This is a genomic window from Tellurirhabdus bombi (genome assembly GCF_021484805.1).
Classification (GTDB): Bacteria; Bacteroidota; Bacteroidia; order Cytophagales; family Spirosomataceae; genus Tellurirhabdus; species Tellurirhabdus bombi.
The window spans coordinates 4,244,050-4,261,637 of sequence record NZ_CP090557.1 but is presented as its reverse complement, the minus strand read 5'-3'; the positions used below and the strand labels follow the sequence as shown (position 1 = coordinate 4,261,637).

13 protein-coding genes are annotated in these 17,588 nt (G+C 51.3%); 7 read left to right on the top strand and 6 right to left on the bottom strand.

Annotated features, from left to right (window positions below):
• Nucleotides 1–21 precede the first annotated feature (21 nt).
• On the top strand, nt 22–477 hold the full coding sequence (locus L0Y31_RS18010) for a GNAT family N-acetyltransferase (RefSeq protein WP_234734475.1): 456 nt from the start codon (nt 22–24) through the stop codon (nt 475–477).
• Nucleotides 478–487: 10 nt separating this feature from the next.
• On the opposite strand, the gene L0Y31_RS18005 is transcribed toward L0Y31_RS18010, so the two are convergent.
• Together L0Y31_RS18005 and L0Y31_RS18000 are read right to left on the bottom strand one after the other, a co-directional pair.
• On the bottom strand, nt 488–1,402 hold the full coding sequence (locus tag L0Y31_RS18005) for an EamA family transporter (protein WP_234734474.1): 915 nt from the start codon (nt 1,400–1,402) through the stop codon (nt 488–490).
• Between the two features lie 79 nt (nt 1,403–1,481).
• A complete protein-coding gene (locus L0Y31_RS18000) occupies nt 1,482–2,423 on the bottom strand; it encodes a helix-turn-helix domain-containing protein (protein WP_234734473.1) in 942 nt (313 codons plus the stop codon).
• 157 nt (nt 2,424–2,580) lie between these two features.
• Here L0Y31_RS18000 and L0Y31_RS17995 point away from each other — a divergent pair, with 157 nt between their 5' ends.
• Together L0Y31_RS17995 and L0Y31_RS17990 are read left to right on the top strand one after the other, a co-directional pair.
• Nucleotides 2,581–3,495 (top strand): oxygenase MpaB family protein, encoded by a 915-nt coding sequence (locus tag L0Y31_RS17995; RefSeq protein WP_234734472.1) that lies wholly within the window; start codon nt 2,581–2,583, stop codon nt 3,493–3,495.
• An 85-nt stretch (nt 3,496–3,580) separates the two neighbouring features.
• Nucleotides 3,581–4,738, top strand: a complete 1,158-nt coding sequence (locus L0Y31_RS17990) for a hypothetical protein (protein WP_234734471.1) — start codon at nt 3,581–3,583, stop codon at nt 4,736–4,738.
• Nucleotides 4,739–4,785: 47 nt separating this feature from the next.
• On the opposite strand, the gene treZ is transcribed toward L0Y31_RS17990, so the two are convergent.
• Both treZ and L0Y31_RS17980 read right to left on the bottom strand, forming a co-directional pair.
• Nucleotides 4,786–6,642, bottom strand: a complete 1,857-nt coding sequence (gene treZ / locus L0Y31_RS17985) for a malto-oligosyltrehalose trehalohydrolase (protein ID WP_234734470.1) — start codon at nt 6,640–6,642, stop codon at nt 4,786–4,788.
• 95 nt (nt 6,643–6,737) lie between these two features.
• Nucleotides 6,738–8,345: an alpha-amylase family glycosyl hydrolase gene (locus L0Y31_RS17980; protein ID WP_234734469.1), complete on the bottom strand. Its 1,608-nt coding sequence runs from the start codon at nt 8,343–8,345 to the stop codon at nt 6,738–6,740.
• Between the two features lie 132 nt (nt 8,346–8,477).
• Between L0Y31_RS17980 and L0Y31_RS17975 the strand changes: the two genes are divergently transcribed.
• From L0Y31_RS17975 to L0Y31_RS17960, 4 genes are all read left to right on the top strand, one after another.
• Nucleotides 8,478–9,872 carry a sialate O-acetylesterase gene (locus tag L0Y31_RS17975; RefSeq protein ID WP_234734468.1) on the top strand — a complete coding sequence of 465 codons (1,395 nt, stop codon included), beginning with the start codon at nt 8,478–8,480 and terminating at the stop codon, nt 9,870–9,872.
• Nucleotides 9,873–10,098: 226 nt separating this feature from the next.
• The gene (locus L0Y31_RS17970; RefSeq protein ID WP_234734467.1) at nt 10,099–10,620 is read left to right on the top strand and encodes a DinB family protein; all 522 of its coding nucleotides are present in this window, start codon (nt 10,099–10,101) and stop codon (nt 10,618–10,620) included.
• A 53-nt stretch (nt 10,621–10,673) separates the two neighbouring features.
• On the top strand, nt 10,674–13,532 hold the full coding sequence (locus L0Y31_RS17965; RefSeq protein WP_234734466.1) for a PQQ-dependent sugar dehydrogenase: 2,859 nt from the start codon (nt 10,674–10,676) through the stop codon (nt 13,530–13,532).
• Between the two features lie 217 nt (nt 13,533–13,749).
• Entirely contained in the window at nt 13,750–16,101 is a 2,352-nt protein-coding gene (locus tag L0Y31_RS17960; RefSeq protein WP_234734465.1) for a gliding motility-associated C-terminal domain-containing protein, read from the top strand.
• A 7-nt stretch (nt 16,102–16,108) separates the two neighbouring features.
• Here L0Y31_RS17960 and L0Y31_RS17955 read toward each other — a convergent pair whose 3' ends face one another.
• Both L0Y31_RS17955 and L0Y31_RS17950 read right to left on the bottom strand, forming a co-directional pair.
• The gene (locus L0Y31_RS17955) at nt 16,109–16,597 is read right to left on the bottom strand and encodes a DinB family protein (protein ID WP_234734464.1); all 489 of its coding nucleotides are present in this window, start codon (nt 16,595–16,597) and stop codon (nt 16,109–16,111) included.
• Between the two features lie 51 nt (nt 16,598–16,648).
• Nucleotides 16,649–17,548 (bottom strand): alpha/beta hydrolase, encoded by a 900-nt coding sequence (locus L0Y31_RS17950; protein WP_310587108.1) that lies wholly within the window; start codon nt 17,546–17,548, stop codon nt 16,649–16,651.
• Between the last annotated feature and the right edge of the window lie 40 nt (nt 17,549–17,588).

Sequence of the window (17,588 nt, the reverse complement as noted above, 5' to 3'; positions counted from 1 at the left end):
AGTGCATACCAAAAGCTAAAAATGATAACCGTAACCCGAACAACCGCCGCTGATCCTCGCTTCGTAAATCTGATCAAGGAACTGGACAAAGACCTGTGGGATCGATACCAGCCTTATCAGGCAAAATACGATGGATTCAACAAAGTAGATCAGTCGGCGCGGGTAGTAGTCGCGTTGGCAGACACTGTTCCGGTGGGCTGCGGTTGTTTTCGACCCACCGAAGAACCCGCCGTCATTGAAATCAAACGCATGTTTGTGGCTACGGAACGGCGGGGCCAGGGGATTGCGCAACAGGTTTTGCGGGAGCTGGAGAGCTGGGCCACCGAAGAGGGATTTTCCACGGCCAAGCTGGAAACAGGCAACAAACAGCCCGAAGCCATCCGCCTTTACCAGAAAGCAGGATATAAGTCAATTGATCTGTATGGCCCTTACGTGGGCATGGAAACCAGTATCTGTCTTGGGAAGCCGCTGATCTAGTTCCAGACTATCAGGTTTTAGCGCTTTGGTATTTAGGAAGGTTAACAAGCAAAACGCCGCACAGAATCATCGACAGAGCCAATAACTGCTGGCTGGTAATGGGCTCATTGGCAAACTGCCACCCCAATAACACGGCAATGACTGGATTGACATACGCATACGTTCCAACCTGAGCCGGTGGGCGCACTTGCAGCAGGTAGATGTAAGCCAGATAAGCAACCAGCGAACCCATTATGGTCATGTAAGCCAAGGCCAGCCACGCGTTCACACTCACGGCGCCAATTGCAAAGCCGTTGAACTCGCCCAGAATTCCGCTAAGCAGCAAGCTAAACGGACCGGCGGCCAACAGTTGAAGGCTGGCATTCATCGTGGTTGAGCCTGTTGAAGGCTGGTATTTGGTGTACAATGAGCCAACTACCCAGGCAATGGAACCCAGGACCAGAACCACAATACTAACCATCTGCATGCCTGCCCGGCTGGTTGTCTGGGGCGTTGAATTGAAGCCAAAGAGCAGCAGAATACCCGCAAAGCCTAAGAGCAAACCCCCGATAATGAGTTTGTTGGAAAAATAAGTTGCCCATTGATGCCTGTCGAGCAGCACGAACCAGAAGGGCAGCGAAGCGACCAAAATTGCCGCCATGCCCGACGGAATATATTGTTCAGCCCAGATAACCGAGCCAGTCCCACCCACCAGCATCAGAATGCCTCCTAAAGCATTTTTTCGGACGAAATTAGCTGAGGGGAGGGTTTCTCCTTTGACCAAACACCAGACGAGCAGAATAAGGCCAGCGGAAGAAAACCGCAAACCCGCCATCAGCAGGGGCGGAAAGCTCCCCAGCCCGATCAACGCTGCCAGATAGGTAGAACCCCAGATTATGTAAATGGCGGCAAAAGCGGCCAGAATCACTAATTTATGACTATTCATGGATACACAAATCTTGTCGCTTCGGCAATGGCTGCCGGGCGATGGTAAATACTGCGTCAAAAGTAGGGATTAAGGCGCTTCAGGAATGTGCAAAAATCACGCGTTTAGCAAATTGCTCCCGATATTGCTGCGGCGTGGTCGCAAACGAAGATTTAAAGAGCCGACCAAAGGCGCTGGGATCTTCAAAGCCGGTTTGCAGCGCAATGCGATTAATGGGTAAATCAGAATGAACCAGCGAATTCTTGGCCCGTTCCAGCCGCCGCTGGGTTAAATATTGGTGCGGCGAACGTTGAAACATCTGCTTAAAATGCTTCAGCAGGTGATTTTTGGACAACATCGACGCTTTGGCCACATCATCGAGTGTAATTGCTTCTGTCACTTGGTCATCCAGAAAAGCTTTGGCAAGCTGAAGCCGGCGGTATAGCTCAATCCGCGTAGAGCGCTTGATGGCCGACAGCGTTTCACTTTTACGAAGCACTTCCTGTTTGTACGCCCAAAACAAATCGGCCAGAATGCCGTGCAGGTGTTCTTCCAACTCTGATTCTGTCAGAATGCGGGTTTCCAGGGACGTTTTAAGGGTCCAGACGCGGGATAAAATAGACGGGGTAAGCACGTAGATCGGCTCAAAAAACCAGACCGCCTGACGATGGACAAAGTTCGGATTGTCTAGCAGACGATCTTCGGGCGTGGTATATACGCCCAGCGTCTGATTCAGAAAAAGCGTATTGAAATACAGGGCCAGTGACGCCACCCACTCCTCCGACTGGATAAAACTTGAATAAGGCTGGTTGGCGTTGACGGCCAGAAAACAGGCTTTTTTAATCGAAAACTGATTTTTATTAAGGCAGTATGTTTCGGTACCGGTAAAAACGAATTTGAGCGAAAAGCTGTCGCAGTGCGTGGGCCAGCGACAAAGCTTACTCAGCGAGTTAATAACCCGGTTTTGGTCTGGTTGCGCCTTAAGCAACTGGAAGTTGCGTAGCGACTCTTCTTCGGTTTCGACGACAGATTGAAAATACATAGCCTGCCTGTGATGACGGTTTACAACGGTAATAACAAAATCGTTCTGCGTTGCTGCTGTGCAAAAAGCACTTTTTTTAGCGGCTTTTTCAGCGATTTTTACTTTTCGGACTGACGATTTTGGCTGTATGGTCGTTGTCTTCGATAAGTAACAACAAATGAAGAAAGGCATGGAACAGCAGGTTTACGCAAGAAAGGCGGGTATTTTTCGCAATCCGGCGGTACGGCAGGAGCTGCGGAAATTAAACCCGGAGCGGGATTATCAGCGCATGGTGCAGCTTTTGGTAGGGTATGAATTTCCTTTCGATATCACCAGAGCACTGGAGCTGGCTTTGTTTCACACCTTCGCCAGCCCTAGTGTGTCGAGTTTGCTGGCCCGAACGGGGGAGTTCGACCGGCATGGACAAAAACGCTACGACGATACCAGTTTGCTGATTTCCCGATTCATGCAGGATGGCCTCGATAGCGAAACCGGACAGCGGGCCATTGCTCACATGAACCACATCCACGGTTTTTACCGCATTCCGAACGAAGATTATCTCTTTGTCTTATCGACGTTTGTTTTTTACCCCATTAACTGGCTCAATCGCTACGGCTGGCGGAAACTGATTCCAGCGGAGGAACGGGCCTTTTTTCTGTTTTTTCGGGAAGTAGGGACTATGATGAACCTGCGTGATATTCCCGCGACAGTTGAAGAACTCAGCGCCTTCACGGACGCCTACGAAGCGAAGCATTTCTGTTATGCGCCCAGCAACCAGCGCGTGGCCGATGCTACCGTCCGGATTGTGCAAGGCTGGCTCCCCGGCATTCTGCGTCCCTTAACCAAACCCGTGTTCGCCGCCCTGATCGACGAAAAACTACGCCGAGCTTTTGGCTACCAGCGCCCGCCGGGTTGGTTTGTGGGTCTGTTGGAAGGGGCGTTCTGGCTCCGAAAACTGCCGCTGCGCTACATTACGTTCGAGCCGTATCCAACCTTGATCGAGAACAGTTCGTATCGTTCCTACAAAGCCGGATTGCCGGACATTGAGGCGTTGGGCCCCGACCACCTGATCCGTAAAAAAGTCCGCGATTGATTTGAATTTTACGGAAATTCTGTTGCCTATCAATCCTTAAGCATCAAAGGAATGTTACCTATACTGTCACCACTCATTAGACAGCATGAAGTACATCCTTTGTAGCTTTTTATTGGCTTATGCCGCCGTTGGCCAAACGCCGCCGCAGGGTTGGAGCGGCACGCAAAAAGGAAACGCTTTCGAGATGCAGCCCGGCGATCTGCCTACGAAGCGTCTGTTTGTTTATTCCTTATACCCAGAAGAAACCAGCACCGTTTCCTTAGCCCGTTGGCTAGAGGCAGAAGCGAAAAAAGATGCTCCCCAGCAAGGGCAGGTAGTTGCTTCCTTCGACCAGAGAGACATGGGGGCAGTAAAGACGATCACGACGGGAACCACCAAAGGCGGCAAAACCCAGCTTATTGTATACATGGCCGTGGAAAAAGAAAACCAGAAACAATTGGCGCGCGTCATCACGGACCCCGATGTAAACTTTTTCAAACCTTATCTGTCTACGGCGCTCAAACATTTTCTGAAAACAACCGGCACGAGGATTAAAGCCGGATCAGTCCGTGAACCGGTGGCCCGTACCAAAAAGCCCCGCCCATCCAGGCCGGCTACGCCTTTGACAGCGCCCGGAAAAGGACTGACCCACGCGCAGATTCAGGGCGTTTACATGCATTCGGAAATGCGCTATGGCGTGGGTGGGTTTATGTATCAGGAATACGAGCCGTATGTTTTGCTGAAAGACGGAACCCTGTATAAGAACATCACGGTCAGCCCATACGATCTGGATGTGCCCGCCTCCCGGAAAGTGGAAGCCAACAAATGGGGAACCTGGCAGAAAAACGGCAGCAAAATGAACATCCGCTGGTCTGACGGTAAAACAGACAGCTGGGACAAATGGCACCTGGGCCAACCCGCGAGGCGCAACGAGACAATAACAGGATCATTCAAAACAATCAGCGGCGGGGGGGACATCGCTATGGGTGGAAGCACCATGATCGTTTCTAGTAAAAACATCACGTTTTCGCCCGATGGGAAGTTTACCTACGAATCAATGGGTGGAGGATCAAGCAGTTCCAGCGGTGTGGGCGTTTCGGCCTATTCCAATCAGGATAAAGCGGGAAATTATCAGCTGGATGGTTATACGCTCACGCTAAAATTTAACAATGGCTTGGAGGAACGACGGTTCTTTTATTTTTATCCTGATTCGCGGCGGCATTTCGGGATTGGCAGTAGCGTCTACGTACCCCAGAAGAAATAATCAAAAAGTCCCGAGCGCCAGCCTATAGCGCTCGGGACTTTTTGATACTACGAAGTTAAGTCATTCGTATACGTGAAGACGGCCACACTGCACGGAGCCAGTTGGATTTTCTGTCCACGATATACTTGGTTCGGTAAGACCTGGGTCTCTTCACTAGCCGTTTCCAGCCACTGGCTTTCCCGTGAATCCAGCAATTTTGTCCAGCTACTAGCCCATTGTGGGAACGTGTAAAAAATGGGTTCATCTGACACATTAAACAAACAGAATAAGTGCTGCTGCCCATCGGTGCTTTGCCGGTGGAGGTTAAAACCGGACTGGTCGAGAAGATTGACGCGAAGATCCACTTTTGAGCTGTTCTGCAAAACCGGATTGGTGCGGCGAAGCTGAATGAGCGTCTTGTGCCATTGCAGCATTGTCTGGTATTTTCCCTGAGAGCGTTTTTGCCATTGAAGACGCGATTGAACAAATGTGTCTTCTGCCTGAGCATCTGGCGGTTCTGCGTCCCAGCCAAACGACGAAAATTCTTCTTTACGCCCTTTTCGAATCGCTTCGATAAGTTCTTTTTCCGAATGGCTGACAAAATAAAAGAACGGGGTATCAGCGGCATATTCTTCACCCATAAAAAGCATCGGAATATAGGGAGAAAGCATGATGGCCGCCGCTGCCATTTTCAGGCGCTCAAATGATACCAGCATGGAGAGCCGCTCGCCCCCAACCCGGTTGCCAATCTGGTCGTGATTTTGGTTAAAAACAATGAATTTGTCGCCCGGAATACCCGCCGACGAGGCGCCATATTGTCGTTTCCGAAAATCCACGTACTCGCCGCTGTGCACAAACCCATCGGTATAGGCCTTGGCCAGTTGCTCCATTTGCCCAAAATCGCCGTAGCGGTCTTTACCTTCCGGGTGCAGCAGCACATAAGAAGCGTGGTGAAAATCATCGAGCCACTGGGCCGTAAAACCAAAGCCGCCCATCTCCGGCGATTTGATCACCCGCGGGTCATTGAGGTCACTCTCGGCAATCAGGTGCAGCGTGCGGCCCATTTTCTGTTCCAGGGCTTTAACTTTGTGGTGCATCAACTCCCAGAAGTGAACCGCTCCAACATCGTAAATGGTGTGGATGGCATCCAGCCGCAGGCCATCAATATGGTATAATTCAAACCAATGCTGGGGATTATTGGAAAAGAAATCGCGCACACCGTCCGACCATTCGCTGTCGTAGTTGATGGCATCCCCCCAGGGAGTGCAATATTGTTTGGTGAAATAGGGCGCAAACTGGGCAAAATAATTTCCTTCCGGGCCCATGTGGTTATAGACCACATCCAGAATCACTGCCAGCCCTTTTTGGTGACAGGCATCAACCAGCTTTTTGAGTCCTTCCGGGCCGCCATATGAACTTTGAACAGCGTAGGGGTAAACCCCATCATACCCCCAGTTTCGGTTGCCTGGAAACTGCGCGATGGGCATGATTTCGAGCGCATTGATGCCCATGTCTACGAGGTCGTCCAGAAAAGGAATAATGGCTTCAAACGTACCTTCGTTGGTGAAGGTGCCAACGTGTAATTCGTACAGGATCAGGTCTTTGAATGGGATGCCGTGCCATTCCTTATCATTCCATTGGTAGGTTGTGTGATCGACCACTTCAGACGGGCCATGTACACCTTCGGGTTGGTAATGGGAGGCCAAGTCAGGATAGTCCTCTTTGTCATCTGGTCTGAAAAAATAACGGGCGCCGGGGCCAACGTCTTCTACTTCCACACGGAAGTAACCCCATTTGTCGGCCGTCATTTCAATTTTTTGCTCTTTGGGATGCACCAGGTGCAAAACCATGCTCTTTTTTTTGGGAGCCCATACGGTAAATACGCAACGATTGTTGCCTACGTATTCCGAACCGATTTTCTTCATTCGAGTAAGTAAGCTGCTGTTTATTGCAGAAATAATGAAAACTGTATCAATGAGGTATTTAGAAGTATAAGCCAAAAAGACCGGCAAAACGGCCCTTAACTGAGCCGGACAAGGATGCCTTCATCGCCACCCAAATCAATTGAGTCACCAATGTCGGTCCCTTCCAGTTCAGGAAATGTAGCGATTTCAATCTTGCCTTTCAGGTCCATATTTTTCACCTTAAAGTAGCCCGGTCGATGGCTTAGATTGAGCACAATCAGAAAGCTCGAGTGCCCTTCGGCCTGTCTGATAAAAGCGATCATCTGCTTGTCGGCGTAAACCGGCTTGTAATTTCCTTGCATGAGCGAAGGCTCCCGCTGGCGTAGCTCAATCAGTCGTTTGTAAAGAGAAAGTATAGAAAAAGAGTCTTCTTTCTGCACCTCCACGTTTTCACGTCGGTAGTTCCGGGCTAGTCGAAGCCAGGGCTTGGCAGTGGTAAATCCGGCATTGGGGCTATTGTCCCATTGCATGGGCGTACGGGCTGGGTCACGGCTCAGGTTTTTATCGGGCATGTTTAATCCCTGCGGATCCTGAACTTCTTCAAACGGAATGGGAACGTCGCGCATGCCGATTTCATCGCCGTAATAAATGGTGGGCGTTCCCCGCAGCGTCAGCAACAGCATCGCGGCTACGCGGGCCTGCTGAATACCAACGCGGCTGGTAATGCGCGGTTGGTCGTGGTTTCCCAGTACCCAGTTTGGCCAGCCATATTCCGGCAAAGCGCCTTCGTACTGGTCAATGGCCGACGCAATTTTCTGGGCTTCCCAGGGCAGCGAAAGCAACTGAAAATTGAACGGCAGGTGAGCCCCTCGGCGGTCGGGAACCCCGTAATAAGTAATCAGCTTTTGGATGGGCAGGTAAATTTCCCCGATCATCATCCGCTCATCGTACTGATCCAGCAATTGCCGCATCTGGCGGACAATATTGTGAACTTCCGGCTGGTCGGTCGAGTAAACCGGCAAAAGTTGCTCATAAGTAGCCATAAACAGCTGGTAATCCAGGTTTGGCGGGTTGTCGCGTAATTGCTCATCCTTAACCATATGCCACATCACATCCACCCGAAACCCATCGACGCCTTTATCGAGCCAGAAGCGCATGACGTCGAGCATGGCCGCCTGCACTTCCGGATTACGCCAGTTCAGGTCGGGTTGTTCTTTCAGGAAAGCGTGGTAATAAAATTGCTGGGTTGTTTCGTCCCATTCCCAGGCAGTGCCGCCGAACATAGCCAGCCAGTTGTTGGGCGCGGAACCGTCGGGGCGAGCGTCTTGCCAGATGTACCAATCGCGTTTGGGGTTATCTCTGGAAGAACGGGATTCCAGAAACCACGGATGCTGATCGGAAGTGTGGTTAGGCACTAAATCCAGAATCAGTTTCATGCCCCGCTTATGCACTTCATCGAGTAGCTGATCAAAATCCGCCAGTGAGCCAAACAAAGGGTGAATATCTTGATAATCAGAAATGTCGTAGCCATAATCAGCCATTGGAGACGGATAAACTGGCGATACCCAGACCGCGTCAACGCCGAGCCATTGCAGGTGGTCGAGACGCTGGATGATCCCTTTCAAGTCGCCGATTCCGTCGTTGTTACTATCCTGAAATGAGCGGGGATAGATCTGATAAATGACCCCTTTTTGCCACCAAAGCTGTTTTTGCTCTTCTTTCATCAGTTGTCTATTTTGTGGTCAGTCCTATCATATATAAGCGCCAAGGCGATAAACATGTTTAATGTTATACTTTTGTAGGATAGATTTTTGAGTAATTTTTACCAGTTTGGTACAAAGAAAATAGGACAGAATATGAAACGGATTTTGTTTTTTCTGCTGCTTTTAGCGCCTGAAGCGTGGGCCAATGTTTCCCTTCCCGCTATCCTGGGTTCAGATATGGTGCTACAACAGCAAAGTCAGGTGACTATCTGGGGCTGGGCCAACCCAACGGAGCGCATCACGGTAACCGCCAGCTGGGGCGGCCAGCCCATCAGCGTAACCTGTTCCGATCAGGCAACCTGGAAAGTGGTGCTGCAAACGCCCAAAGCAGGTGGCCCTTACGACATTACGATTGCCGCCGACAATAAAATAGTGCTGAAAAATATCCTGATTGGCGAAGTCTGGGTTTGTTCCGGCCAATCCAATATGGAGATGACCGCCGGGGGTGGGGTGAAAGATGCCCAGGCGGAGCTGCCCACCGCTTACAATCCGAAAATCCGATTCTTTAAAATTACCAAAACAGCGGCCAACGCACCCCAGGACAACATTCGCGGGCAATGGGCCACCTGCGATTCGATAAGTCTGAAGAATTTTAGCGCCGTGGGCTATTTTTTCGGCAAAAAGCTGCAAAATACGCTGAACGTTCCCATTGGGCTGATTGATATGTCGTGGGGTGGGTCTTACATGGATACCTGGCTGCCCGAAGCCATCGCCATGCTGTACCCGGAAACCCGTCATTCCGCCCAAACGATGCCGAAAGTGCCCTGGTGTCCCAACAAACCCGGTGTGCTTTATAATGGCATGGTAGCGCCAATCACTTCATTTGCCATTGCAGGCGTAATCTGGTATCAGGGTGAATCGAACCGGCACGACGCACCGGCCTACCACAAACTAACCCACCTGATGGTCGATAGCTGGCGGGGGCTCTGGCAGAAGGATTTCCCGTTCTATTTCGTGCAGATTGCGCCTTATACCTACAATGGAAAATTCCAGACGGCAGCCGTTCGGGAGGCGCAGACCAAAGCAATGGACATTCCCAAATCAGGCATGGTCGTAACCACCGATCTGGTTGACAACCTGAAAGACATTCACCCCGTCTACAAAAAAGAAGTCGGTAACCGATTGGCGGGCTGGGCTTTAGCAGAGACCTACGGCCAGAACGTCGGCCTTTACAAAAGTCCCCAATACCAATCCATGCAGGTGGAGGGTAACAAGATTCGGCTAACTTTCGACAATGCACCCAATGGACTTCAGGCAAAAAGCGAGGTGCTGACGGAGTTTGAGATTGCGGGCGGGGATCGGGTTTTCTCGAAAGCGCAGGCCAAAATCAAAGGCAATACGGTGGAAGTTTGGGCCAAAGATGTGCAGAAGCCGGTGGCCGTTCGGTTTTCTTTTCGGGATGCGCCGGAGCCGAATCTGTTCAGCAAAGAAGGCCTGCCCGTAATTCCGTTCCGCACAGACGATTGGGATCTGGGACTAAAACAATGAGTGAAAGAGCGAATGGGTGAAAGAGTGATTCGACAGGCAAATAGTTACTTTTAGAAAATTACCTAGTAAATGATTTGAGGAAAATCGGCGCAGTTATTTCCATAATTCGGCAAAATGCATTTAGGTTACTTTTAGAATCAAGACGTTGAAATTCGACTAGTTATTTGCTTATTGCCTATTTCACTCTTTCGCTCATTCATTCTTTCACTCATTAACTTACGTAGTAATGGCACAAACTGAAACGCGTGAAGTATGGCTCCGGGGGCCACTTCCCGACCTGCCCTCCCTGCTGCAACCGGTTGCGCACGCCTTGTTGCAAGCCCGCGAAGAGGTGAATGCGCTAATGATGGATTTTCCAGAATCGTATCTCTGGGAGCGTCCGGTGGGCGTTGCTTCGGTTGGTTTTCATTTGCAGCACCTGACGGGCGTATTGGACCGTTTGCTGACCTACGCGCGCGGCGAATCGCTCACGGCGGAGCAACTGCACTGGCTGTCTACCGAAGGAGCGTTGGAGCCGGCGATTCGCGTGGCCGATCTGGTGGCTAAATTTAACCAGCAGGTAGACCACGCATTAGACCAGCTTCGCCAGACTGATGAACGAACACTCACCGAGGTCCGGGGCGTTGGGCGAGCGCAAATTCCATCGACGGTGCTAGGATTGCTGACGCACGCTGCCGAGCACACCATGCGTCATTTGGGTCAACTATTGGTGACAGTACGGGTACTTCAGGGAAGTAAATCCGCATGATCCGCAACTTTATAGGCTATACTTACCCCGTTAAAGAATAAATAACCCTTACTATGATTCCTAATTTTACGGTTGTTAAGCGAGTTATAGCTCGTCCGACGACTTTCCTGGCCCGATTGGGTCTGATGGCCAGCCTGATGGCGTTTGTTGTGCAGGACGATCCGCTATCCCAAAAGCCGGACGAAAGTCGGTTTACGCCCGTGGTCGTTGCTGATGACCTGGACGAACCCATGGCCTTTGAAGTTTTGAAAGACGGGACTGCCTACATTGTTGAGCGCAAAGGCGCTTTTAAGAAATATGATCCTGTTACTAAAACCGTCGATCTGATTGCGACCATTCCGGTCAATACCAAATACGTCAGTGCCGAAGGCGTTTCGCGGGAAGCTGAAGAGGGGTTGATGGGGCTTTCACTCGATCCTAACTTTGACAAAAATCACTGGATTTATCTGTATTATGCACACCCCACCGAAAAGAAGCACCTTCTGGCCCGCTGGGAATTGCGCGATGATAAATTAGTGGCCGGTTCGGAAAAAGTAATGCTGGAAGTGGTTACCCAGCGCGAAGTTTGCTGCCATACCGGCGGTGGAATGACCTGGGATAAAGACGGAAATTTATTCCTGACGGTTGGGAATAACACCGGAAATGACAAGGCGGCGCAAACCGACGAGCGGCCCGGCCGAAGCAGCTGGGACGACCAGGGGCACGCGGGCAATACAATGGACTTGCGGGGGAAAATTCTGCGCATTCACCCCGAACCCGATGGAACGTATACCGTTCCCGAAGGAAACCTGTATCCAAAAGGGACTGCTAAAACGCGCCCTGAAATTTACTCGATGGGGCACCGCAACCCTTGGCGGATTTCCATTGACAGCAAAACCGGTTACGTCTACTGGGGCGAAGTCGGACCGGATGCCAACGAAGACACCGACATTGGTCCGCGTGGCTACGACGAGCTAAACCAGGCTCGGAAACCGGGTAATTTTGGCTGGCCGTGGTTTGTCGGCAACGACCAGGCTTTTCCGGTTTATGACTACGCAGCCAATAAACCACTCGGAAAAAAAGATCCGAAAAAGACCATTAACAGCTCGCCCAACAACACGGGCTTAACGGAATTACCTCCGGTAGCGCCTTCCTTTATTTACTACCCGTACGGCATTTCGGAGCAGTTTCCGCTCATTGGATCGGGCGCGCGCAGCGCGACGGGTGGGCCGGTCTACCACCGCTCGGATTTTAAAAACCCCAAGCGTCCGTGGCCCGCATATTACGAAAACAAATGGATTGTAACGGACTTCTCGCGGGGCTGGATTATGGCCATCACGATGAACGAAAACGGTGATTATCAGTCGATGGAGCGGGTGGTGCCGAGTTATCACCCCGTTGAGCCGATTGATATGAAATTTGGTCCGGACGGCGATATGTACATTCTGGAGTACGGTACGAACTGGTTCCGAAAAAGTGATAATTCCCGGCTGGTTCGGCTTGAGTACAACGGCGGAAACCGGAAGCCGTTGGTGCAGGCTTCGGCCAGCAAAAAAGGCGGGACGGTGCCGTTCCAGATTACGCTGCTATCGGAAGGAACCAAGGATTTTGACGGAGATGCCCTGAAATACCAGTGGAAAGTGGCCATGCCGGGTGCCGCTGCCCGGACGTTTGCCACTGCAAATCCAATGGTTTCGTTCAATAAAGCGGGGATTTATACCGCTACGCTGACGGTGACCGATGCCAAAGGAGCCAGCAACAGCCAGTCGGTTAAGATCATTGCGGGTAACGAACCGCCTGCGGTTGCGGTCAATCTGGCGGGTAACAAAACCTTCTTTTTTGCCAATCAGCCGATTCAGTATGCGGTGAGTGTGGCCGACAAAGAGGATGGAAGTCTGGCTACGGGAAAAATTGCTCCGGCGCGGGTTGCCATGAGCATTGATTATACCTCAGAAGGATTTGATTATGCCGAAGTCATTCAGAGCCAGCGCAGTGTGGATGCCTCTACGCAGTTTGCCGTGGCCAAAGCTTTGATTAAACAGAGCGATTGCAATGTTTGTCATCAGGTAGCTACCAAGTCGGTTGGACCAATGTATACGCAGATTGCTGACAAATACAAAGGCGACGCGGGAGCGCTCGAACGACTGGTTAAAAAAGTGCAGAATGGGGGTAACGGCGTTTGGGGCGAAGTGTCCATGCCCGCTCACCCGGCCATGTCCGTCGCGGATGCCAGCACCATTGTGAATTACATGCTGCATATCAACGACAAAACATTCAGCACCCTACCAACCGAAGGCAGTTTTACGCCGGTGATTCCGAAGGGCGATAACGGCAAAGGATCGGTGTTGGTTCGGGCAGCTTATACCGACCGGGGTAACAAAACCATTCCGGCGCAAACATCCGAGACGACGCTGATTCTGCGTAGTCCAGTAGTAAATGCCTACGAAGCCACCCTTTCCAAAGGCGTGGAAGAGAAAGGCCAGCGGGCCGGAAAAGGCATTGACGTGATAACGTATGACAAAAGCTATATTGGCTTTAAAAAGCTGGATTTGACGGGAATTAAACAACTGGATTTCGCGGCTTCCGTGTCAAAACGGGATGGTTTTCAGGGTGGCACTATCGAAGTTCGGCTGGATTCGCCAACGGGCGAGCTGATTGGAGAGACGAAGGTTGGTCTTGCCGATCCGAAACCGGCCAACGCTGCACCGACGGCAACGGAAATCCAGAACGCGGGCGGAACGGCCACCACAAAGCCCGCTTCCACCACCGCCACGGCAGCCGCGCCGCGTCCGCCCGCACCACAGCCCAAAGCGAAACTGAAAGAAGTTTCCGGCTTCCACGATGTATATTTTGTCTTTAAAAACAACGACGCCAAGGCAATTGCACCGCTCTTGACCTTGTCGAACATCAAGTTCAGCGACGTCGAAAAATAAGTCAAACAAAGTTTCTGTGCGTGGAAGGCAAAAGCCGCCTGGGCAGAGGCTTTGCGTTGAATCAGTAGTATTTTGTAAACTCATCAGAAAAGGCCGCAACGCAAGCGGCCTTTTTTGCGTAATAAGTAATAAATCAGGAAAATAGGGTATATTCACTCCTGCTTTTGTCTTATTGAAAATAAAATTCTTACTATCGCCAACTTCTACTCTCTGATTCATGCGCCTGCCTATTTTTCGAGCCATCTGCTGGCTTCTTCTGTTAGGCTTGTCTTTTCCTGCGCTGGCTACACACCAGGTAGGTGGGCAAATCGAAATGCGGGCCGTCAGTGGCGTGCCGGGTAAATTCAAAATTATTGTTACCAATTATTTAGAAGATAATAGCCGGGCCGCCGCCACGCGTGGAGGAACGGTTGGTATATTTCGAAAGCGCGACAACCTCCGAATGATGGTTTTTACGGTCAGCGAAAGTGATCGTCAGCAGGTGGTTTTCTCTAATGAAGCCTGTGCTATTGCCCGTAATATCAGATTTGTGGTAGTCACGTTCGAAGCGGAGATTCAGTTGAGTCCGAGTGAGTATGCCGATGGTCTGGGCTATTACATGTCGTTTCAGACGCAGAACCGAAACGCGGGAATCAATAATATCTCAAATCCGGATCAAACGGGCTTTACTTTTTACCTGGAATTTCCGCCCGTACAGAAAAGTGGGCAGTTTTTTGCCAACTCATCACCACGATTTGGCTCCATCAACGGCGAATACATTTGTGTCGGCGATCCGTTTACGTTTCCTTTTGGGGCTACCGATCCCGACGGCGACGAACTACGTTACTCGCTCGTAACGCCGCTGGACAAAGATGATCCGCGCAATCCGACGCCGGGGCCTTATCCGGATGTAAGATGGCTTTCGGGTTTTGGCGCTACCAACGCTATTCCGGGCAGCCCATCATTGTCAGTCGATGAGAAAACCGGGCAACTGTCTGTGACAGCCAGCGAATTAGGCTTGTTTGTCTTTGCCGTAAAGGTTGAAGAATACCGGGCTGGTCAGAAAATAGGAGAGGTCCGCCGCGAATTTCAGTTTCTGGTCGTGGATTGCCCGCCCGTCAAAGCACCGACATCAACCGTCTGGGAGCAGAACCACCCCACCGGAACAACAGAGTTTACGGTCTGTAAAGGAAAGAACCTGACTCTGCAAACAACGGTCAATCCCGCCTGGAATTATCAGTGGCAACGGGATGGAATCAATTTGCCCGACGCGACCGGTGCCAGTCTGGGAGTACAGGAATCAGGGGCTTATTCCGTTGTTATTTCCTTTAAAACGGAGTGCGGAAAAGCCAGCAGTTCGCAGAGTGTCAAAGTTACCGTTGTTGATTTAACTACCGATCTTGACATAAAGGGCCAACTGTGCGCCGCCGATGGCTCCGTAACGATGACTGTGCCTAGCGGTGATAGCAGGGCTTATCAATGGTACCTGAATGGTCAGGCGATGGCTGGTCAGGTAACAAATGCCCTGACGGTTGCCCAGCCTGGTCAGTACAGCGCGTTGTTGACCCAAACTCAATTTGGCTGTACCTTTCAGACGACTAATGTACCCATATTGCGAGCTCCCGCCGTGCAGGCGGTCATTCAGGCAACAACCCATAAGCTTTGTCCTGGTTCTTCACTTCCATTAACGGGCAGTGGTGGAGCCAGCTACGCCTGGCAGCAGGACGGACAAACAATTGCCAGCGAAACCGGCGCAAATCACGCCACCAAAACGCCCGGCAGCTTCGTTATTACGGCCACGGCGGCTAACGGCTGCAAAGGGGTGTCAGCGCCGTTTGTGGTGGAGGCGGTTCCCGGCGTTGACCTTCGATTTACGCCCGTTTCGGCATTCTGCGGTACCGATCATGCTGCTTTATCTCTTGCCGCAACCCCGGCGGGAGGCGTCTTTGCGGGCACCGGTGTATCGGGCGATCAGTTCGACCCCCAACGGGCGGGCCTGGGCGAGCACGTGCTTACCTATACCGTTGTTTTCTCGCCCGACTGCCCCGGTGCGGTAGCCACCCAAACGGCGGTAGTCGCGCCGATTCCAACCATTCAGTTCCCGGAAGAAATCATCACCTCGGCGGGAAGTTCGTTAACGCTGAATCCTGAATTAACGGGTAATCCGGTGCTGTTTACCTGGACGCCCACGATTTATTTGGCGAATTCAGGCACACCGAGCGTTTCGGTGGAGAACATTGAAGATGACACCACGTATACGTTGCGGGTAGAAAACGCGGCGGGTTGTAAAGCTGAATCGTCCGTCCATATCACTGTTTACGAGCGCATTTGGGTGCCGGATGCTTTTTCTCCCAACGGGGACGGTGTGAACGATATTTGGTCGATGAAAGGGGTCGAGGCATTTCCGACGGTAGAAGTGACCGTTTACAACCGCTGGGGTGAAGTAGTTTACTGGGCACCGAGTGGGTATAAAGAACCATTTGACGGACGAATGAAAGGCAAAGAACTCCCACCCGGTGCGTATGTCTACACATTGCGTTACGATCCCCGCCGCCCGTTGATGCGCGGCATGGTGATGCTTTTACGCTAAGTTGACCTCATTTCCAGGCATCCAGTAAGCGTCGGATAATAATGATTTCGCCGGTATGGTAACTGGTATGATCTGCAATGAGCAGTGCCTCTCGAAGCAGGTTTTGGCCATCGCCGTACGGAAAAGGCGTGTATAAATCGTTGTTAGGATCATTGAGTAAAGCCATAAAAGAATCCTGATCTTTCTGAATTTGGGCTAACGACTGTTCCCAGGCCGCTTCGTCTGCCGGAGCCAGCTCTTTGGGCCAGTAACCTTCGGGCCAGTCGGGCGATTGGTGGGCAGGATCGCGGGAAAATTCCAGAATGTCCCACTGGGCAATGCGGATATGCTCCACAAGTTGCCAGATGCTGTAAGGGAGCTTGTCCGGTTTTACACCGCGCAACGAAGCGGGCAAATCCTTCACGGCATCTTCGAACGATTGGTGGGCGTTGCCGCCTTTGAGTAATTGAAGCAACTGCTTCCGGGTTTCCTGATTGGCTGAATCGGCTTGGAACATGGGTTTTGTTTCGGTTACGCTACATAAACTTCGAAAAGGGCCCTTTTGATTTCAAGGTTTGGCGCGGACAAGCTTCAGTAAATCCTGGTAAATGATGTTGTTTTTCCAGAAAAGCTGGGTAGCCATACCTACGTGTTTTTTGCCGGGTAAGATTTTAAAGTGGTGCTGAATGCCAAGTGCCTCAAGTCGTTCACGGAATTTCTGGGAGCTGTTGGCGATACTCGGATACGTGCGACCGCCTACGTACAGCAGCATGGGCGGACTGTCTTTTTGGAGGTGATACAGAGCAGACACGTTACGCCAAACGCCTGGCTCCTTCCCAAAAGGAATTAGATACTGTTCGTCATTGGCATACTCCATTTTGGTCAGATAATCGGCCATATCCAATCCCGCCGGATCATCTAGGATGGCCCCTTTAACTGGATTTTGCTTTAGACCTAGTTGCGTAAATAAACCATCATTGGTAGCCAGTAAAGCCGCTAACCCGCCGCCCGCCGAGTGGCCCATCACAAAAATGCGGGCTGGATCGCCGCCGTATTCGCTGATGTGCTGGCTGGTCCACAGCACCGCTCGGGCGCAGTCGTTGCTCATGGCGGGCACTTGTACCTGGGGCGAAAGACGGTAGTTGATAATGACCGTCACCACGTTTTGCCGGGCCAGTCGCCGACCAATAAATTTGTAGATATTCTTATTGCCACTGTCCCAGTTCCCGCCGTGAATAAACACCACCACCGGCTGAGGCGAAGCGGAGGTGCGGCGCGGTGCGTAGACATCCAGAATATGGCGGTCTTTATCAAAGTCCGGGCTGTTGGGGAACACATACGGAATGTCCTTCACGCGTTGACTCGGTCTGGCAAGAACATATTCGTTAACTACAATAAGAAGCAGGAAAGTAAGAACAACAATCGTTGGAATTTGCCAGAGCAGGCGCAGAAGTAACATACGGAGCATGAAAACCGGTAAGCAGTTAGTGCAATAACACTTACGAAAG

What these genes read in the sequence shown, in the direction of transcription:
- L0Y31_RS17995 (WP_234734472.1), top strand. Translation starts at nt 2,581, where the DNA reads ATGAAGAAAGGCATGGAACAGCAGGTTTACGCAAGAAAGGCGGGTATT.
- L0Y31_RS17975 (WP_234734468.1), top strand. Translation starts at nt 8,478, where the DNA reads ATGAAACGGATTTTGTTTTTTCTGCTGCTTTTAGCGCCTGAAGCGTGG.
- treZ (WP_234734470.1), bottom strand. Translation starts at nt 6,642, where the DNA reads ATGAAGAAAATCGGTTCGGAATACGTAGGCAACAATCGTTGCGTATTT.
- L0Y31_RS17965 (WP_234734466.1), top strand. Translation starts at nt 10,674, where the DNA reads ATGATTCCTAATTTTACGGTTGTTAAGCGAGTTATAGCTCGTCCGACG.
- L0Y31_RS17980 (WP_234734469.1), bottom strand. Translation starts at nt 8,345, where the DNA reads ATGAAAGAAGAGCAAAAACAGCTTTGGTGGCAAAAAGGGGTCATTTAT.
- L0Y31_RS18000 (WP_234734473.1), bottom strand. Translation starts at nt 2,423, where the DNA reads ATGTATTTTCAATCTGTCGTCGAAACCGAAGAAGAGTCGCTACGCAAC.
- L0Y31_RS18005 (WP_234734474.1), bottom strand. Translation starts at nt 1,402, where the DNA reads ATGAATAGTCATAAATTAGTGATTCTGGCCGCTTTTGCCGCCATTTAC.
- L0Y31_RS17970 (WP_234734467.1), top strand. Translation starts at nt 10,099, where the DNA reads ATGGCACAAACTGAAACGCGTGAAGTATGGCTCCGGGGGCCACTTCCC.
- L0Y31_RS18010 (WP_234734475.1), top strand. Translation starts at nt 22, where the DNA reads ATGATAACCGTAACCCGAACAACCGCCGCTGATCCTCGCTTCGTAAAT.
- L0Y31_RS17990 (WP_234734471.1), top strand. Translation starts at nt 3,581, where the DNA reads ATGAAGTACATCCTTTGTAGCTTTTTATTGGCTTATGCCGCCGTTGGC.
- L0Y31_RS17950 (WP_310587108.1), bottom strand. Translation starts at nt 17,548, where the DNA reads ATGCTCCGTATGTTACTTCTGCGCCTGCTCTGGCAAATTCCAACGATT.
- L0Y31_RS17955 (WP_234734464.1), bottom strand. Translation starts at nt 16,597, where the DNA reads ATGTTCCAAGCCGATTCAGCCAATCAGGAAACCCGGAAGCAGTTGCTT.
- L0Y31_RS17960 (WP_234734465.1), top strand. Translation starts at nt 13,750, where the DNA reads ATGCGCCTGCCTATTTTTCGAGCCATCTGCTGGCTTCTTCTGTTAGGC.